Below are 16830 nucleotides of genomic sequence, written 5' to 3'. Positions count from 1 at the left end.
TTCTTATTAAACAAAAATATAATGCGAAAATTACTATTTGTTATTTCCCTTTTAGGGATGGCTGTTGTTATGATGCAGGCACAAGTGGCCGACACATCTATAGTGCAGTATCTTGAAAGGAGTGTAGGCGCAGGAAAGGTAAAAATTATTCAAGATGCTCGACTTTCTTCCAGATTGGCTCGCGCAAATGCTAATGGAACAGTTTCTGCATTGCCTAATAATAAAATAGTATCGTCATATATAACTGTCAGTGGATACCGTATCCAGGTATTTTCTGATAATAATCAGCGTAAGTCGAAAGATGAGGCTAATTATAAGGCCCAGCTGATACGGAATTTAGACCCGACAATAGAGACGTATGTTTCTTTTACTTCTCCTTTTTGGCGTTTGCGGGTCGGAGATTTCAGAACTTATGAAGAAGCTAATACAAAGCTTCGTGAATTGAAGCAGGCTTTTCCATCTTTTGCAAAAGAGATGAGAATAGTGAGGGAGTCTGTACGAGTACCTCAATATTAATAAAAATAAAATGGAAAACAAGGAATGATAAGTTCAGAAGATAATAATTCACAGCCATTGTCTTCTTTCGAAATACAGGAGCAATTGGCATATCATTATAAAAGTATTATTTCTTTATTGGGGGAGGATACTGACCGAGAAGGCCTTGTAAAGACTCCTGAACGGGTAGCTAAGGCTATGCAGTTTCTTACTCAGGGATATGCACAGTCTCCAGAGGAAATTATCTCCTCTGCCATGTTTCGTGAAGATTATCGTCAGATGGTTATTGTAAAGGATATAGATTTTTATTCTTTGTGCGAGCATCATATGTTACCTTTTTACGGGAAGGCCCATGTAGCCTATATTCCTAATAAATATATTACAGGATTGAGTAAAATAGCACGTATTGTAGATGTATTTGCTCGTCGATTACAAATACAAGAACGAATGACTATGCAGATAAAAGATTGTTTACAGAAAACTTTGAATCCTCTTGGTGTAATGGTCGTTATTGAAGCACAACATATGTGCATGCAGATGAGGGGAGTCGAAAAACGTCACTCTTTGACTACTACCTCTGATTTTACCGGAGTATTTAAGGATCTGAAAACTCGGGAGGAGTTTATATCGTTGATTAAGAATAACCGATAAAAATTGTTATCCAGTTTTTTGCAGAGAATGATTTTGTCTTAAAATATTCACTATCTAAAAGTGAAGGAGATATATTGAAAAAAGGTAAAAAAAATAGACATTTCGATTTGCACAACTCAAAATATCACCTTATATTTGCACTCGCAAATGCGAAAATAGCTCAGTTGGTAGAGCATAACCTTGCCAAGGTTAGGGTCGCGGGTTCGAGTCCCGTTTTTCGCTCTGAAAACCTTTTGGAAGGTTGTTGGTTCTTTAAAATTGTAATGCGAAAATAGCTCAGTTGGTAGAGCATAACCTTGCCAAGGTTAGGGTCGCGGGTTCGAGTCCCGTTTTTCGCTCGCATCCAGTTTTGGATGGCTTGCCCAAATGGCGGAATTGGTAGACGCGCTAGTTTCAGGGACTAGTGTTCGTTTAGAACGTGCAGGTTCGAGTCCTGTTTTGGGCACGCTTCAAAAACAAAGATGTCCGGGTGGTGAAATTGGTAGACACGCTACTTTGAGGGGGTAGTGATCGTAGGATCGTGTGAGTTCGAATCTCATCTCGGACACGGAGTGATTAGGCATGACCGATAATAATCGGTTGTGCCTTTTTTATTTTTATGCATTTTATTTGATTCGGGTCTTAGAGTTTTAAATAAGTTTATGGAAATATATGGATGTAAGATGCGGCTTTTTCGTTATTCATTGGTTATAGCTTTATTGTCATGGTATAAAATTTATTACCTTTGTACTTGTTTTATAGTAACGGGGATAAAAGAATGATTTCGATAGAAGGGTTAACGGTAGAATTTGGAGGAAATCCTCTTTTCAATGATATAACATATGTAATCAATAAAAAGGACCGTATTGCTTTGGTTGGGAAGAACGGTGCAGGAAAGTCGACAATGCTTAAGATTATTGCAGGGTTACAACAACCGACTTCTGGGGCAGTTAATTTTCCAAAAGATTTGACAATCGGTTATTTACCACAACAAATGCAATTGAGCGATAGCCGTACGGTAATGGCGGAGGCCGAACAAGCTTTTTCTCATATATTTGAAATGGAAGCCCGCATAGACCGGATGAATGCAGAATTGTTGGAGCATACGGATTATGAGTCAGAGGAATATCAAGAGTTGATAGAACGAGTATCAAATGCTACTGAGCAGTTGCATTTGATGGGATCCGCTAATTATCAAGCTGAGATAGAAAGGACATTGATAGGGCTTGGTTTTTTGCGTAGTGATTTTGACCGTTCGACATCAGAATTTAGTGGAGGATGGCGTATGCGTATAGAGTTGGCAAAGCTATTATTACAACGCCCGGATGTTTTATTGCTCGATGAGCCTACCAATCATTTGGATATAGAGTCGATACAATGGCTCGAGACTTTTTTAGCAACAAGAGCTAATGCTGTTGTTTTAGTGTCACATGACAGAGCGTTTATAGATGCAGTCACGACGCGGACAATCGAGATTTCTTTAGGTCGCATTTATGATTATAAAGTAAATTATTCTCGTTATGTACAATTGAGGGCCGATCGCCTTGAGCAGCAAAGAAGAGCTTTTGAGAATCAGCAGAAGCAGATTCAGGATACAGAAGCATTTATAGAACGATTTCGGTATAAAGCGACAAAATCAGTGCAGGTGCAATCTCGTATAAAACAGTTGGATAAGCTTGAGAGAGTTGAGGTGGACGAAGTGGATAATAGCCGGTTGAATTTGAAATTTCCTCCTGCACCTCGTTCAGGTGATTACCCCCTTATATTTGATAATGTGGGAAAAAGTTATGGAGACCATATGGTTTTTGCTCATGTTGATTTTACAATAAAACGTGGTGATAAAGTTGCATTTGTAGGAAAGAATGGAGAGGGGAAATCGACTTTAGTAAAGTGCATCATGAATGAGATAGACTATACCGGCAACCTTAAAATCGGGCATAATGTAAAAATCGGATACTTTGCCCAAAATCAGGCTCAATTGCTGAATGGAGAGATAACTGTTTTCGATACAATTGACAGAGTGGCTGTCGGAGATATCAGAACAAAAATACGGGATATTCTTGGAGCTTTTATGTTTGGAGGGGAGGCTTCGGATAAGAAAGTAAAGGTATTGTCTGGTGGGGAAAAGACACGTTTGGCAATGATTCGGTTATTGTTGGAGCCGGTGAATCTTTTGATTCTTGATGAGCCTACCAATCATTTAGATATGCGGACAAAAGATGTGCTGAAGCAAGCGATAAAAGATTTTGATGGTACAGTTATTGTAGTCTCTCATGACCGAGAATTTCTCGATGGTTTAGTTACTAAAGTTTATGAGTTTGGTAATAAGCGAGTACGTGAGCATTTGGGCGGTATTTATGATTTTTTGCAATGGAAAAAGATGGATAGTCTGCAGGAGTTGGAAAAAGAGAAGGTTGCAGAGAAGCCGCATGTGGAAAGAATACCATCAGAGAATAAGCTTTCCTATGAAGAGCAAAAAGAGCAACAACGACAGTTGAAACGATTGGAACGTTCCATTTCCGATTGTGAGAAAAAAGTGGAAGAACTTGAATTGAAAATAAAACAGATAGAAGTGCGGCTTTCTTCGGTAGAAGGTGCATCAGATTCTTCTTTGTATGAAGAACACGGGCGATTAAAGAAAGAGCTTGATGAGACAATAGAGAAGTGGACGGAAATGACGATGGAACTAGAAGAAAAAAATAAACAAATTTAATAGAGAGAATGAAACGATTATTAATTTTACCTCTGGTTGCCGGTATGGTGGTAGCTGGATGTTCAAACAAAAATGTTACAGTGAAATCGAGCGGTCTGGATATTTCGAATCTGGATACTACGGTATCCTGTGGTACTGATTTTTATCAGTATGCTTGTGGTGGGTGGATGAAGAAAAATCCGTTGAAACCCGAGTATGCACGTTATGGATCATTTGACCAATTACGTGAAAATAATCAAAATCAGATAAAAGAGCTGATTGAGGAATTAGGAAAAACTACTCATGAGTATGGAAGTGTAGCTCAGAAAGTGGGTGATATGTATCTTATGGGGCTTGATAGTGTACGGCTGAATGAAGAATCGGTGGCACCCATAGTAGATGACCTGAAGGTTATAACTAGTCTGAATGATAAGGCAGGATATACCCGTATGATTGCCCGTATGCAGAAAATGGGGACATCTCCTTTCTTTGCCTTTTTCGTAGGAGCTGATGATAAAAATAGTTCTCAGAATATTGTAAATCTGTATCAGGCAGGTATGTCTATGGGAGATAGGGACTATTATTTATTGAATGATAGTACTAATGTAAAAATACGCGATGCTTATAAAAAATATATCAATAAGTTATTTATATTGGCGGGATATGCCCCGGAGCAGGCAGCAAAAGCCGAAGATGCTGTAATGAAGACCGAAACGGCATTGGCAAAGGTTGCTTTCTCGCGTGAGCAATTGAGAGATCCACAAAATAATTATAATAAAATGCCTTTCAGCCAGTTGGAAAAAATGACTGCTGCTATTGATTGGAATGCTTTCTTGCAAGAGATGGGAATCGATTCTTTAGTAGAAATAAATCCTATGCAATTGCCTTTTATTAAAGGTATGAACGATGTCATTGCTAAGATGACTTCGGAAGAAATGCAATATTATCTGGCTTTTAAATTATTAAATGCGGCATCTTCTTATTTGAGTGATGATTTTGTTGCTGCCGAATTTGACTTTTATGGGAAGACTTTATCTGGAAAGCAAGAGCAACAACCTCGTTGGAAACGTGCATTGGAAACAACCAGTTCTGCTTTGTCTGAAGCAGTAGGGAAAATGTATGTAAGTAAATATTTCCCTCCTGAGGCAAAGGAACGGATGGTCAATTTAGTAAAAAATTTGCAGGTATCTTTAGGACAACATATCGATAGTTTGGAGTGGATGAGTGATGTGACTAAAGCTAAAGCCAAAGAGAAATTGAGTACTATATATATTAAAATCGGCTATCCTGACAAATGGCGTGATTATTCTAATCTGAAAATTGATAAGAAAGATTCATATTGGACAAATGTATGTAGAGCTGGTGAATTTGAGTATAATTATATGCTTGATAAAATAGGAAAACCTGTAGATAAGACTGAATGGCTGATGAGTCCTCAGACAGTCAATGCTTACTATAATCCTTCTACAAATGAGATATGTTTCCCTGCTGGAATTTTGCAACCTCCATTTTTCTATTTAGATGCTGACGATGCAGTCAATTATGGAGCTATCGGTGTTGTTATTGGACATGAAATGACCCATGGATTTGATGATCAGGGGCGTCAGTTTGATAAAGACGGTAACTTGAAAGATTGGTGGACACCGGAGGATGCAGAACAATTTAACTTGCGTGCAGACAAGCTGGCCGAGCAATATAGCAGTATAATCGTATTGGATACAGTACATGCTAACGGGCGCTTTACTTTAGGAGAAAATATTGCAGATCATGGAGGATTGCGGGTAGCATATACAGCTTTTAAGAATGCTACGGCAGGGCAGGAATTACCTCTGATTGATGGATTTACTCCTGACCAGAGATTTTACTTGGCATATGCAGCATTGTGGGCAACCAATATCCGTAATGAGGAGATTCTTCGATTAACTAAAATTGACCCTCATTCATTAAGTAAATGGAGGGTCAATGCGGCATTAAAAAATATCGATACATTCTTTAGTGCATTTGATATTACAGAGAATGACCCTATGTATTTAGCTCCTGAAGACAGAGTTATCATTTGGTAAAATATAATTTAATATTTTTTTGGAGCTCGGGAAGAATCAAGCTACTCTTCTCGGGCTTTTTATATATAACGAAAATTTTTCGAGATTATTAGAAAGCTGTGAAAAAAATAATTTGGTAAAAATTGGAATTGTATTTTTTTATTACTTGGCAAATAAGTGCTTTTTTTAATTTAGGATGATCTCCGTATATAGTTGAGTGACATCTTGTGCAAGAGTGCTGGCATTGTACTTTCTGAGACTTTTACTCAGTCGCTACTACCCATCAATATCCGCAAGAACAATGCGGATATGTCATATCTGGAGAATACTGTCTAAAAGTGGAGATACCGGAGGAAAACATTAATGTATTACTCCTTTATATTGTGATAAAAGTTTGTTTTTTGGTCTGTTAAATCAGACCGATTAAAATCTATCATATAATATCATTTTGTAATAGTTTTGTATTCGGATTGTCATTTATATTTTATACTTGAGCTTTTGTTTTGCAAATAAAAAAGGAAATATGAAAAAGTACACATTATTATTTTTGTTATTATTTGCATTTTCTGTTCCATTTCGAGCAGCGGGGCCGAAATATATTTTTTTCTTTATAGGTGATGGCATGGGATTGAACCAAGTGGAGGCAGCCCGGCAATATAATGAAAATATGCCAGACAATCTCCGAAAGAAAATGCCATTTCTTTCTTTTCCTGTACAATCAGTGGTAACTACATTTTCGGCATCAAATCGTATAACAGATTCTGCTGCAGCTGGTACGGCGTTAGCAACTGGAGAGAAAACAACTAATGGAACATTAGGTTTGAATTCGAAAAATAGAGAATCTATTGCGAAACAATTTAAAAAATCTGGACGTAAAGTAGGAATCATAACGAGTGTATCGATTGACCATGCTACTCCAGGAGCTTTTTATGCAACTCAACCTGAGCGAGATATGTATTATGAAATAGGTTTACAAGGGGCAGATTCTGGATTCGATTTTCTGGGTGGTTCAGGTTTATTACAGCCACAAAAAGCACCAGATAAGATAAATTTATATGATTATTTCCGTGATAATGATTATACAATATGTTGGGGTAAAAATGATTATAAATATGATAAAAATTTTTCAGGCAAAATACTTTTTCTTTCGAATGATTCTTTATATTGTGATGCTTTGAAATATAGTATAGACAGGAAACCTGAGGAATTGTCATTATTGGACTTGACAGAGTGTGCCCTTCATCATTTATCACAAAATAGTCCGAAAGGTTTTTTTGTAATGATTGAAGGAGGAAAAATTGATTGGGCTTCTCATTCCAACGATGCGGCAACGATGATAAAAGAAACTCTTGATTTTTCCGAGAGTATACAATGTGCTTATGATTTCTATCTTGATCATCCACGAGAAACATTGATAATAATTACAGCCGACCATGAGACTGGAGGATGTATATTGGGAAATGGGACAATGGACGTAAATACAGAGTTATTGCAATATCAAAAAATGTCAGGTAGTGAGATGTCTTTTTATTTGGAACAGGTTAAGAAAAAACATCCTGGTATGACTTGGACGGAGATGAGAGAGCTCTTGTCTGAACTTACAGGTTTGGGAAAGGAAGTTCCCTTGACCCTTGAAGAGGAGGCTCGGTTGATGGTTAGTTTTCAACATTGGTATCAAGAGGATGTCAGTAAATCTGTAAGATCTTTGTATAGTGAGACGAATGCTTTTGTGTCATTGGCTATTTCCATTTTAAATGAAAAAGCTCATATCAGTTGGGCATCGGATAATCATTCGGCATCGCAAGTTCCTCTTTTTGCAATAGGGGAAGGTGCTTCTCGTTTTTCGGGGAGATTGGATAATACAGATATTCCTCAGCGATTGAGAGAAATAACTCGTTTGAAATAATTTTACATATTGGAGATGGAGTAAAGGATAAAATTGCCTCTGTACCAATAAATAAGGGCGGCAGAAGCAATTTTGGATTTATGTTACATTATTGTACTATTTAATAAAAAAGCACTTTCTTTTGAAAGTGCTTTTTTATTAAATAGTACAAATTATTTTTTATTTGATTTTATTTTTTCTATTTCTTCTTGAACTTGAGCATCCAATACTGCAACAGTGGTTAAATTTACGATGTCCCGGGCTGTACTTTCAATATCTGTGAAATGAATAGGTTTGTTCAACCCCATCTGAATCGGTCCTATACATTCGGATAGACCAAATTCGAGAAGCATTTTATAGGCAGTATTGGCGGAACTTAAATTAGGGAAAATAAGAGTATTGACTTCTTTCCCTGCCAATTTATTGAATGGGAATGTTTTGTCTCTTAATTTCGTATTTAATGCAAAATGTACTTGCATTTCTCCGTCAATGATCAAATCTGGGTATCTTTCTTGCATTTCAGCTACAGCTTCGTGTACTGAAGCGGGGCTGCCTACAGAATCGGCACCGAAATTGGAATAAGAAACCATGGCCATTACCGGTTCATGAGCAAAGAATTTGACCGCATGGCGTGCCAATCGGGCTATGTCGATGAGTGTTTCGCTATTAGGATGTCTATTGATTAATGTATCGGCAAGAAAATAAGTCCCTTTTTTGGTATTCATGATATGCATGGCTCCAAAATGTTTATGTCCTTCTTTGATGCCTATTACATTTTTGGCAATTTCGATAGTCTCAGTGTATTTTGTATATGTACCGGTCATAAATGCATCTGCATCTCCGACTTCTACCATCATCATTCCAAAATAGTTTCTATCGAACATTTTTTCACGAGCTTCTGCAATTGTAAATCCTTCGCGAGCTTTTTTCTGAGCTAGAATTTCTGCATATCTGTTTCTGCGTTCCGTTTCCTCCTCACTTCTAAGATTTACGATTTCCATACCTTCCAGGCTGATACCTATTTCGTTGGCAAGTTTGGTAATGATATCTTGGTTCCCTAATAGGATAGGATAACATATGCCTTCTTGATATGCCATAGCTGCAGCACTAAGCATATTAGCATGATTGGCTTCAGCGAATACGACTTTTTTAGGATTTTGTTTAGCCATTTCAGTAAAGCGACGTATCATTTTATTGTCGTATCCCATGACACTTCTGAGATGTCCTTCGTATTCGACCCAGTCAGTAATCTTTTTACGTGCTACACCCGACTCTATGGCCGCTTTAGCTACAGCAGGAGCTACTGATGTCAGTAATCTCGGATCCAAAGCTTTAGGAATAATATATTCAGGTCCGAAGCTGATTCTTTTCAAATTGTATGCAGCATTGACGACATCAGGTACAGGCTTTTTAGCTAAATCAGCAATAGCATATACAGCAGCTAATTTCATATCTTCATTAATACAAGTAGCTCTTACATCTAAAGCTCCACGGAATATGTAAGGAAACCCTAATACGTTATTTATTTGATTAGGATAGTCTGAGCGTCCAGTTGCAAAAATTAAGTCTGGACGTGAGGATTTTGCCTTATCATATGCAATCTCAGGATTGGGGTTTGCCAATGCAAAAACAATAGGCTTATCGTTCATCGAACGTACCATTTCTGTAGTTAAAATATCTGCTCGTGAAAGTCCTAAAAATACATCAGCACCTTTCATTGCCTCTTCAAGAGTATTTATTTTTCTGCTGGTGACAAATTGCTTTTTAGATTCGGTCAGATTGGTGCGTGATTCGTTGAGGACACCCTTACTGTCAACCATTACAATGTTTTCTTTCTTGGCTCCTAACATCATATATAGTCTGGTACATGATACGGCGGATGCTCCGGCACCGTTGACTACAATTTGTACTTCATCTATTTTTTTCCCTTGAATTTCAAGCGCATTTAACAGTCCAGCTCCCGAAATGATTGCTGTGCCATGTTGGTCATCATGCATTACGGGGATATCCAGTTCTGCCTTTAATCTGTTTTCTATTTCAAAACATTCGGGGGCTTTGATATCTTCCAGATTTATTCCTCCGAAAGTAGGAGAGATGGCTTTCACTGCTTGGACAAATTTGTCAGGATCTTTTTCGTTTACTTCAATGTCAAAAACATCGATTCCTGCGAATATTTTGAAGAGAAGGCCTTTCCCCTCCATGACTGGCTTGCCTGCTAATGCCCCTATATCTCCTAGTCCTAAAACAGCTGTGCCATTCGATATTACTGCTACCAGATTACCTTTTGATGTATATTCATACGCTTTTTCCGGATCTTTTTCAATTTCCAGACATGGTTCCGCTACACCTGGAGAATAAGCAAGTGATAAGTCTAGTTGTGTACTATAAGGTTTGGTGGGAACTACTTCTATTTTCCCTGGTTTTCCCTGACTGTGATAAAGCAGGGCTGCTTCTTTAGTTACTTTTCCCATATAATAGAAATATTATTGATTCTGATGATTTTATATATTTTCATCGCATAATTACATGCAAAGCTAATAATTTATATTTATTGCATAAGTAAAAAATACAAATTATAACATTGTTAAATTGTATGAAATACACTATTTCTAATTATTATATATAATTAACTTTTGATATCTTTAATAATATAGGAAACTTTTATAGTATCTAAAGTTTTCGTTTTATATTTGTGCCTGTAAAACTATGTTGGTATTATGAATGTGTCTTTGAAAGAACGGGTAGTAGCGAAAGCTTCTATGTTATTTATGAGGAATGGAATAAAATCTGTTACAATGGATAATATTGCTGGGCAGATGGGGATTTCCAAAAGAACTTTATATGAAAATTTTAGGGATAAAGATGAGCTTCTGATGGAGTGCTTTGTATATCAGAGTAGGGAAGCTCAAAAAGAATTTGAAAAAATAGCGGTGACGTGTGCTAATTCGATGGAACTTTTGTTAAGGGTATTTTTTTATACATGGCGAAAATTGAGAAATACGAACCGAAATTTTTATAGTGATATGAAAAAGTACCATCCGGCAATATCATCTTTATTTGAGAAAGATAAAGAGGAACGAGTTCGGAGTGCAGAGCAATTGATGGAGCAAGGAAAACGTGAGGGATTGATACGACCGGATTTGAAAATTGAAATTGTTTTGATGCTTTTAGGAGCTCAGTTTGAAATGTTGAAAAATTCGGAAGAGTTTGATACGTCCCGCTATTCATTCATAGAGATATTTGAAACAATTTTTATAAATTTCATTAGAGGTATTGCTACGGCAAGGGGGGTTGCTTTTATTGAAGAATTTATTTCCCAAAATCCCAAAGAGTAGAATAGAGATTATTTATATTAGGAAGAAAAAAGCGTGTTTAATGATTATGAACAGAGGATTGAAACAGGTAGGAACAAGTATGTTCCTTGTCTTTTTGTCCGGTAGTTTATGGGCCCAGGAAAAGGCTCCCAAATTAACGGTCGATTTGGACAAAGCTATTGAAATTGCTTTGAGTGAGAATCCGACCATTAAAGTGGCCGATATGGAAATTACTCGAAAAGATTATGCAAAAAGAGAAACGATAGGTAATTTGTTCCCTAAGATAGGGGCATCGGCCGATTATAGTTATGCCTTGAAAAAACAAGTGATGTATATGGACTTTGATATGTCATCGTTTATGCCGGGTGGTACGGAAGGGTCTACTACAGAAATGCAAGGCATGGATGACGGCATGGAGGTAGGACGAGATAATACGCTGACGATGGGATTTAATTTGCAACTCCCTATTATTGCTCCGTCATTATGGAAAAGCGTAAAGCTTTCCAAGGCTGATATTGAGCAGTCTCTTGAATCTGCTCGTTCTTCTCGGTTGTCATTGGTGAATCAGGTGGAAAAAGCCTATTATAGTGTGTTGATGGCAAATGATTCATATAATGTAATTAAGCAAAGTTATGATAATGCCAAATTGAATGCTGCGAATTATGAAAATAAATATAAGCAGGGATCCGCATCGGAATATGATGTACTGCGGTCTCAAGTGCAAGTGCGTAATTTGGAGCCCAGTCTATTGCAATCAGAAAATGCTGTTTCTTTGTCTAAAATGCAATTAAAGGTTCTTTTAGGGCTTGAAATGTCTGTTGATTTGGATGTAGCTAATACGTTATCTGACTATGAAAAGACAATGTATACTGAAACATTGAGTATCGATACGACTTTGACGAATAATACGAGTTTACGACAATTGGATTTGCAGACAGATTATTTGAAACGGGCTCTCGAAGTTCAGAAAATGTCTTGGTATCCCACTTTGTCGGCAACGGCAATGTATAATTGGCTTGATATGTTTAATAATGGTAAATATGGAGATAGCCATTGGAATCCGTATTCTACGATTGGGCTTTCTTTATCGATTCCTATTTTTCAAGGGGGTACTCGTTATTATAAGGTAAAACAAGCGAAAGTTTCAGTTGCTTCAATGGCATATCAGCGTCAGAATTTACATCGTAATTTGTCAATGCAAGTGCAATCTTCTATAGATAATATACAAAAGTCTATCAAGCAGATTGCATCGAATAGTGAAGGTGTCAAACAGGCCGAAAAGGCATATATGATTATGCAGAAAAGCTTTGAAATAGGATCTGCTACATTTGTTGAATTAAATGATGCAGATTTAGCTTTGACCAATTCAAAATTAGCATATTATCAGGCTATTTATGACTATTTGGCTGCTAGGTCTGAGCTTGATTTAATATTGGGGAATAGAGTATTTCCTGATTCTTCGGTAAAATAAATAAGATTATAAAAGTAAAATATATAAAATAAAAATATTGAGATGAAAAGCAATAAGAAATTTGGCGTTTGCATGATAGCTTTAGTCGCTGTTCTGTTTTCTTGTAATTCTAAACAAAAAGAAGAGAAAAAAACTGATGAGAAACCTCTTGTGCGACTCGAGACCGTGCATGCACAACCCGTTGAACAATCTCAAGACTTTACAGCTACTGTAGAAGCTAATATTGTCAATAATATTTCTCCTTCGATATCTTTACGTATTAATAAAATTTTAGTAGAAGTAGGTGACCGGGTGCATAAAGGTCAGGTTTTGGCTTTAATGGATAGAACAAATCTTGTACAGTCGAAGACTCAGCTTGAAAATATAGAAATAGAGTATAAACGTGCTGAAGAATTGTATAAGGTAGGTGGAGCGTCAAAGCAGGCTTTGGATACACAGAAGATGCAACTTGATGTTGCGCGTAGTGTATATCAAAATCTGGTAGACAATACACAGCTGTTAAGCCCGATAGATGGTATTGTAACAGCACGTAATTATGATAATGGTGATATGTTCGGAGCAGAGCCTGTGGTAACAGTAGAACAAATTTCTCCGGTTAAAATTCTTATAAATGTTTCGGAAAGTTTTTATACGAAAGTATCTAAAGGAATGCCGGTTAAAGTGAAAGTAGATGCTTTTGATAATGAAGAATTTACAGGGAAAGTAAATCTTATTTATCCGACAATTGATCCGCAAACCCGTACATTTCCTGTTGAAGTTGTTATGGCAAATGCCAATCAGAAAGTTCGTCCAGGAATGTTTGTTCGTGTGACGATGAATTTTGGTGTGAAGGATTATGTTGTAGTTCCTGATCAGGCTGTTGTAAAACAATCGGGAGCTGGTGACCGTTTTATCTATGTATATAAAGATGGAAAAGTTTCATATAATAAGGTGGAGATAGGTCGACAATTAGGTACTACGTATGAAGTAATTTCGGGGGTAGAGAGTGGTGACCAGGTCGTTGTTGCCGGTCAAAGCCGTTTGGCAAATGGAATGGAAGTTGAAGTGGAAAATGCAAAATAAGGTAGAGAACGGTTAATATCTGATTCTCAAATAACACTAAAAAGATAATATTATGAGTTTATATTCGTCAGCTGTAAAAAAACCGATTACTACGGCTTTATGTTTTGTAGCAGTTGTTATTCTCGGTCTTTTTTCATTAAGTAAGCTCTCTATCGACCTTTTGCCTGAGATAGAAACCAATACCATAATGGTAATGACCGCTTATCCGGGAGCCAGTGCGGCCGATATCGAGACCAATGTGACCAAAGTAATGGAAAATACATTGAATACAGTAAGTGATTTGAAACATATTACTTCACAATCAAAAGAAAATTTATCCATTGTTACTCTTGAATTTGAGTATGGTACAGATATTGATGTGGCAACAAACGATGTACGAGACAAGATGGACCTTGTAGAGTCTGAGTTGCCGGATAATGTAGAAAATCCGATCCTTTTCAAATTTGGTACTGAAGATATTCCTATACTTATTTTGTCAGTAACAGCAAAAGAAAGTATGCCGGCTCTTTATAAAATTTTGGACGATAAAGTTGCTAATCCATTGAAACGTATTAGCGGTGTAGGAGCCGTGTCTATTTCTGGAGCTCCAGAGCGAGAGATACAAGTGTATTGTGATCCTCATAAATTGGAGGCTTACGGTTTGACAATAGAGGGTATATCTAACGCAATAGCCCAAGAAAATCGAAATACACCGGGCGGAACGTTTGATATAGGTTCTAATACATATACGTTACGTGTACAAGGTGAATACACGGATGCCAGACAGATGGAGGATTTGGTAATTGGCAGTTACGATGGTAAAAATATATTTTTGCATGATGTTGCCAGGGTTGAGGATACTGTAGCTGAACGAGCTCAGGAGGCCTATAATAATGGTGGACAGGGTGGAATGATCGTGATACAAAAGCAGTCGGGAGCTAACTCTGTGAATATATCGAAAGAGGTTTTAGCTAAATTACCGGAAATCCAAAAATCATTGCCATCAGATGTAAAACTGGGTATTATTATGAATACTTCTACCAATATTGAAAATACTATTGCCAGTTTGGTGGAGACTGTAGCAGTGACTTTCATTATCGTAATGTTGGTTGTACTGGTATTTTTAGGTCGTTGGCGTGCGACGTTTATTATTATACTTACTATACCTATTTCTTTGATAGCATCATTTTGTTATTTATTGATATCTGGGAATACTTTGAATATTATCTCTTTGAGTTCATTGAGTATTGCGATAGGTATGGTTGTAGATGATGCTATTGTAGTGTTGGAAAATGTAACTAACCATATTGAGCGAGGAAGTGCACCGAAACAGGCGGCTATACATGGAACAAATGAAGTAGCAATTTCGGTTATCGCATCGACATTGACAATGTTGGCGGTATTCCTACCTTTGACGATGATTACCGGTATGGCAGGAATTATGTTCCGGCAGTTAGGGTGGATTGTAAGTATCATTATGATAATATCGACAATAGGTGCCCTGACTTTGACTCCGATGTTATGTTCTCAATTACTACGTCTCGACCCTAAAAAAGGAAAACTTTTCATGTTGTTTTTCCGTCCTATTGAAAAAGGACTAAATGCTTTGGATAATGGTTATTATAAATTCCTCACTTGGGCGGTAAGTCACCGGAAAACGGTTGTTGTCGGAGCAGTATTATTATTTGCAGGAAGTATGATGCTGGTACGTTTTATTCCTACAGAGTTTTTTCCTACGCAAGATAATGCCCGTATTGGCATAACTTTGGAACTTCCTGTAGGCACCCGTACCGAAATAACCCGAGATTTAGCTTTGAGGATTGACCAAGAATTCAGAAAAAAATATCCTGAAATTCAAGTTTCGAATTTTACAGTGGGACAAGCTGATACGGATAATGTATTTGGTTCGATGCAGGAAAATGGAACACATATTGTTTCGTTTACTATTTCATTGTCAAGTGTCGGTGACCGTGAACGGGGGTTAACAATGATTTGTGATATGATGCGTGAGGACTTGTCTAAATATCCTGAAATAAAAACGTTTGAAGTAAATGCCGGAGGCAGTAAGCATGGTATGGCAGCTCAGGCAGCTGTTGATGTTGAAGTATACGGGTATGATTTTGCTACGACTGATAAGGTTGCAGCAGAATTGGCCAAACGGATGATGAATGTTAAAGATGTAGCTGCAACGACAATCAGCCGTAAAGATTATGTACCTGAATATCAAGTTGATTTTGATCGTGAAAAATTAGCGTTAAATGGGTTGAATATTACGACAGCATCATCATATTTAAGAAATCGTATCAATGGGGCGACGGCTTCTTATTATCGTGAAGATGGAGATGAATATGATATAAAAGTACGTTATGCTCCTGAATATCGGCAAACTATTGCTGATATAGAAAATATAATGATATATAATTCTCAGGGAAAGGGCGTTCGTGTACGTGATGTCGGGAAGGTCGTAGAACGGATGTCTCCACCTACAATTGAGCGGAAAGACCGGGAAAGAGTTGTTACTGTATCAGCTGTATTGAGTGCTGATGGTGTATTAGGTGAGGCAGTTTCGGGTGTGAAAGCTGAAATAGAAAAAATGGATATCCCTGCAGGAATTGAAATGAGTATAGGAGGAACTTATGAAGACCAACAGGATATATTTAGTGATTTGTCTATGTTGATGGCTTTAATTGTTATTTTGGTGTTTATTATATTGGCATCTCAATTTGAATCATTGACAGATCCATTTATCATTATGTTCTCTCTGCCGTTTGCTTTGACAGGTGTATTTATCGGTTTGGCTTTAACTGGTACTCCATTGAGTGTTATGGCATTTGTGGGGGTAATTATGTTGGTGGGTATTGTTGTGAAAAATGGAATTGTACTTATCGACTATACCATATTGAATCGGGAGCGAGGCTTATCGGTTACACATGCTGTTATACATGCTGGTAAATCCCGTCTTCGTCCGGTATTGATGACAACGTTGACTACTGTATTTGGTATGATACCTTTAGCTGTAGGAACTGGAGAGGGATCTGAAATGTGGCGGTCTATGGGTACTACAGTAGCCTGGGGGCTTTCGGTTTCTACGTTGATTACGTTGATTATTGTACCAGTTGTATATTGTATATTTGCGGGAAATGGTATCAAACGGAAACGACGGAAGTTGGCTGCCCGTTTAGCTGATTTAAAGAAAATGTAATCGTGTGTAAAGATAGAAGAAAAGATATACCGGGGTTACCCGGCATATCTTTTTGAAA

At 37.3% G+C, this 16830-nt stretch carries 10 protein-coding genes and 4 tRNA genes; 13 read left to right on the top strand and 1 reads right to left on the bottom strand.

Annotated elements, in window-relative coordinates; translation table 11 throughout:
• The first annotated feature begins 21 nt into the window (after nucleotides 1-21).
• The 9 genes from Cop2CBH44_RS04890 to Cop2CBH44_RS04850 all read left to right on the top strand — a co-directional run bounded on the left by Cop2CBH44_RS04890 (nucleotide 22) and on the right by Cop2CBH44_RS04850 (nucleotide 7765).
• Nucleotides 22-516 (top strand): SPOR domain-containing protein, encoded by a 495-nt coding sequence (locus tag Cop2CBH44_RS04890; RefSeq protein ID WP_200755655.1) that lies wholly within the window; start codon nucleotides 22-24, stop codon nucleotides 514-516.
• Nucleotides 517-540: 24 nt separating this feature from the next.
• On the top strand, nucleotides 541-1146 hold the full coding sequence (gene folE / locus Cop2CBH44_RS04885; protein ID WP_021929911.1) for a GTP cyclohydrolase I FolE: 606 nt from the start codon (nucleotides 541-543) through the stop codon (nucleotides 1144-1146).
• 149 nt (nucleotides 1147-1295) lie between these two features.
• Nucleotides 1296-1368: transfer RNA gene (locus tag Cop2CBH44_RS04880), tRNA-Gly, on the top strand.
• A 43-nt stretch (nucleotides 1369-1411) separates the two neighbouring features.
• Nucleotides 1412-1484, top strand: a tRNA-Gly gene (locus Cop2CBH44_RS04875).
• Between the two features lie 22 nt (nucleotides 1485-1506).
• A tRNA-Leu gene (locus Cop2CBH44_RS04870) sits at nucleotides 1507-1591 on the top strand.
• A gap of 18 nt (nucleotides 1592-1609) precedes the next feature.
• Nucleotides 1610-1693: transfer RNA gene (locus Cop2CBH44_RS04865), tRNA-Leu, on the top strand.
• 210 nt (nucleotides 1694-1903) lie between these two features.
• On the top strand, nucleotides 1904-3838 hold the full coding sequence (locus tag Cop2CBH44_RS04860; protein ID WP_200755654.1) for an ABC-F family ATP-binding cassette domain-containing protein: 1935 nt from the start codon (nucleotides 1904-1906) through the stop codon (nucleotides 3836-3838).
• Nucleotides 3839-3846: 8 nt separating this feature from the next.
• On the top strand, nucleotides 3847-5880 hold the full coding sequence (locus tag Cop2CBH44_RS04855) for a M13 family metallopeptidase (protein ID WP_021929909.1): 2034 nt from the start codon (nucleotides 3847-3849) through the stop codon (nucleotides 5878-5880).
• 502 nt (nucleotides 5881-6382) lie between these two features.
• The gene (locus tag Cop2CBH44_RS04850) at nucleotides 6383-7765 is read left to right on the top strand and encodes an alkaline phosphatase (protein ID WP_021929908.1); all 1383 of its coding nucleotides are present in this window, start codon (nucleotides 6383-6385) and stop codon (nucleotides 7763-7765) included.
• Nucleotides 7766-7917: 152 nt separating this feature from the next.
• On the opposite strand, the gene Cop2CBH44_RS04845 is transcribed toward Cop2CBH44_RS04850, so the two are convergent.
• On the bottom strand, nucleotides 7918-10215 hold the full coding sequence (locus tag Cop2CBH44_RS04845; protein WP_044230138.1) for an NADP-dependent malic enzyme: 2298 nt from the start codon (nucleotides 10213-10215) through the stop codon (nucleotides 7918-7920).
• Nucleotides 10216-10461: 246 nt separating this feature from the next.
• On the opposite strand from Cop2CBH44_RS04845, the gene Cop2CBH44_RS04840 reads away from it, so the two are divergent.
• From Cop2CBH44_RS04840 to Cop2CBH44_RS04825, 4 genes are read left to right on the top strand one after another with little or no spacing between them, the layout of a single operon-like run.
• The gene (locus Cop2CBH44_RS04840) at nucleotides 10462-11079 is read left to right on the top strand and encodes a TetR/AcrR family transcriptional regulator (protein ID WP_044230137.1); all 618 of its coding nucleotides are present in this window, start codon (nucleotides 10462-10464) and stop codon (nucleotides 11077-11079) included.
• A 40-nt stretch (nucleotides 11080-11119) separates the two neighbouring features.
• Nucleotides 11120-12529, top strand: a complete 1410-nt coding sequence (locus Cop2CBH44_RS04835) for a TolC family protein (RefSeq protein WP_200755653.1) — start codon at nucleotides 11120-11122, stop codon at nucleotides 12527-12529.
• A gap of 42 nt (nucleotides 12530-12571) precedes the next feature.
• A complete protein-coding gene (locus tag Cop2CBH44_RS04830; RefSeq protein ID WP_200755652.1) occupies nucleotides 12572-13591 on the top strand; it encodes an efflux RND transporter periplasmic adaptor subunit in 1020 nt (339 codons plus the stop codon).
• Between the two features lie 52 nt (nucleotides 13592-13643).
• Entirely contained in the window at nucleotides 13644-16772 is a 3129-nt protein-coding gene (locus Cop2CBH44_RS04825; protein ID WP_200755651.1) for an efflux RND transporter permease subunit, read from the top strand.
• Nucleotides 16773-16830: the final 58 nt, after the last annotated feature.

It is taken from the genome of Coprobacter secundus subsp. similis (assembly GCF_015097275.1).
Taxonomy (GTDB): domain Bacteria; phylum Bacteroidota; class Bacteroidia; order Bacteroidales; family Coprobacteraceae; genus Coprobacter; species Coprobacter secundus.
Note: the sequence above shows the minus strand (reverse complement) of the source record. Positions and strands in the feature narration are given on the sequence as shown.

Coding starts and splice junctions, on each gene's coding strand:
- folE (WP_021929911.1), top strand. CDS start 541: ATGATAAGTTCAGAAGATAATAATTCACAGCCATTGTCTTCTTTCGAA.
- Cop2CBH44_RS04835 (WP_200755653.1), top strand. CDS start 11,120: ATGATTATGAACAGAGGATTGAAACAGGTAGGAACAAGTATGTTCCTT.
- Cop2CBH44_RS04855 (WP_021929909.1), top strand. CDS start 3,847: ATGAAACGATTATTAATTTTACCTCTGGTTGCCGGTATGGTGGTAGCT.
- Cop2CBH44_RS04860 (WP_200755654.1), top strand. CDS start 1,904: ATGATTTCGATAGAAGGGTTAACGGTAGAATTTGGAGGAAATCCTCTT.
- Cop2CBH44_RS04830 (WP_200755652.1), top strand. CDS start 12,572: ATGAAAAGCAATAAGAAATTTGGCGTTTGCATGATAGCTTTAGTCGCT.
- Cop2CBH44_RS04890 (WP_200755655.1), top strand. CDS start 22: ATGCGAAAATTACTATTTGTTATTTCCCTTTTAGGGATGGCTGTTGTT.
- Cop2CBH44_RS04825 (WP_200755651.1), top strand. CDS start 13,644: ATGAGTTTATATTCGTCAGCTGTAAAAAAACCGATTACTACGGCTTTA.
- Cop2CBH44_RS04850 (WP_021929908.1), top strand. CDS start 6,383: ATGAAAAAGTACACATTATTATTTTTGTTATTATTTGCATTTTCTGTT.
- Cop2CBH44_RS04845 (WP_044230138.1), bottom strand. CDS start 10,215: ATGGGAAAAGTAACTAAAGAAGCAGCCCTGCTTTATCACAGTCAGGGA.
- Cop2CBH44_RS04840 (WP_044230137.1), top strand. CDS start 10,462: ATGAATGTGTCTTTGAAAGAACGGGTAGTAGCGAAAGCTTCTATGTTA.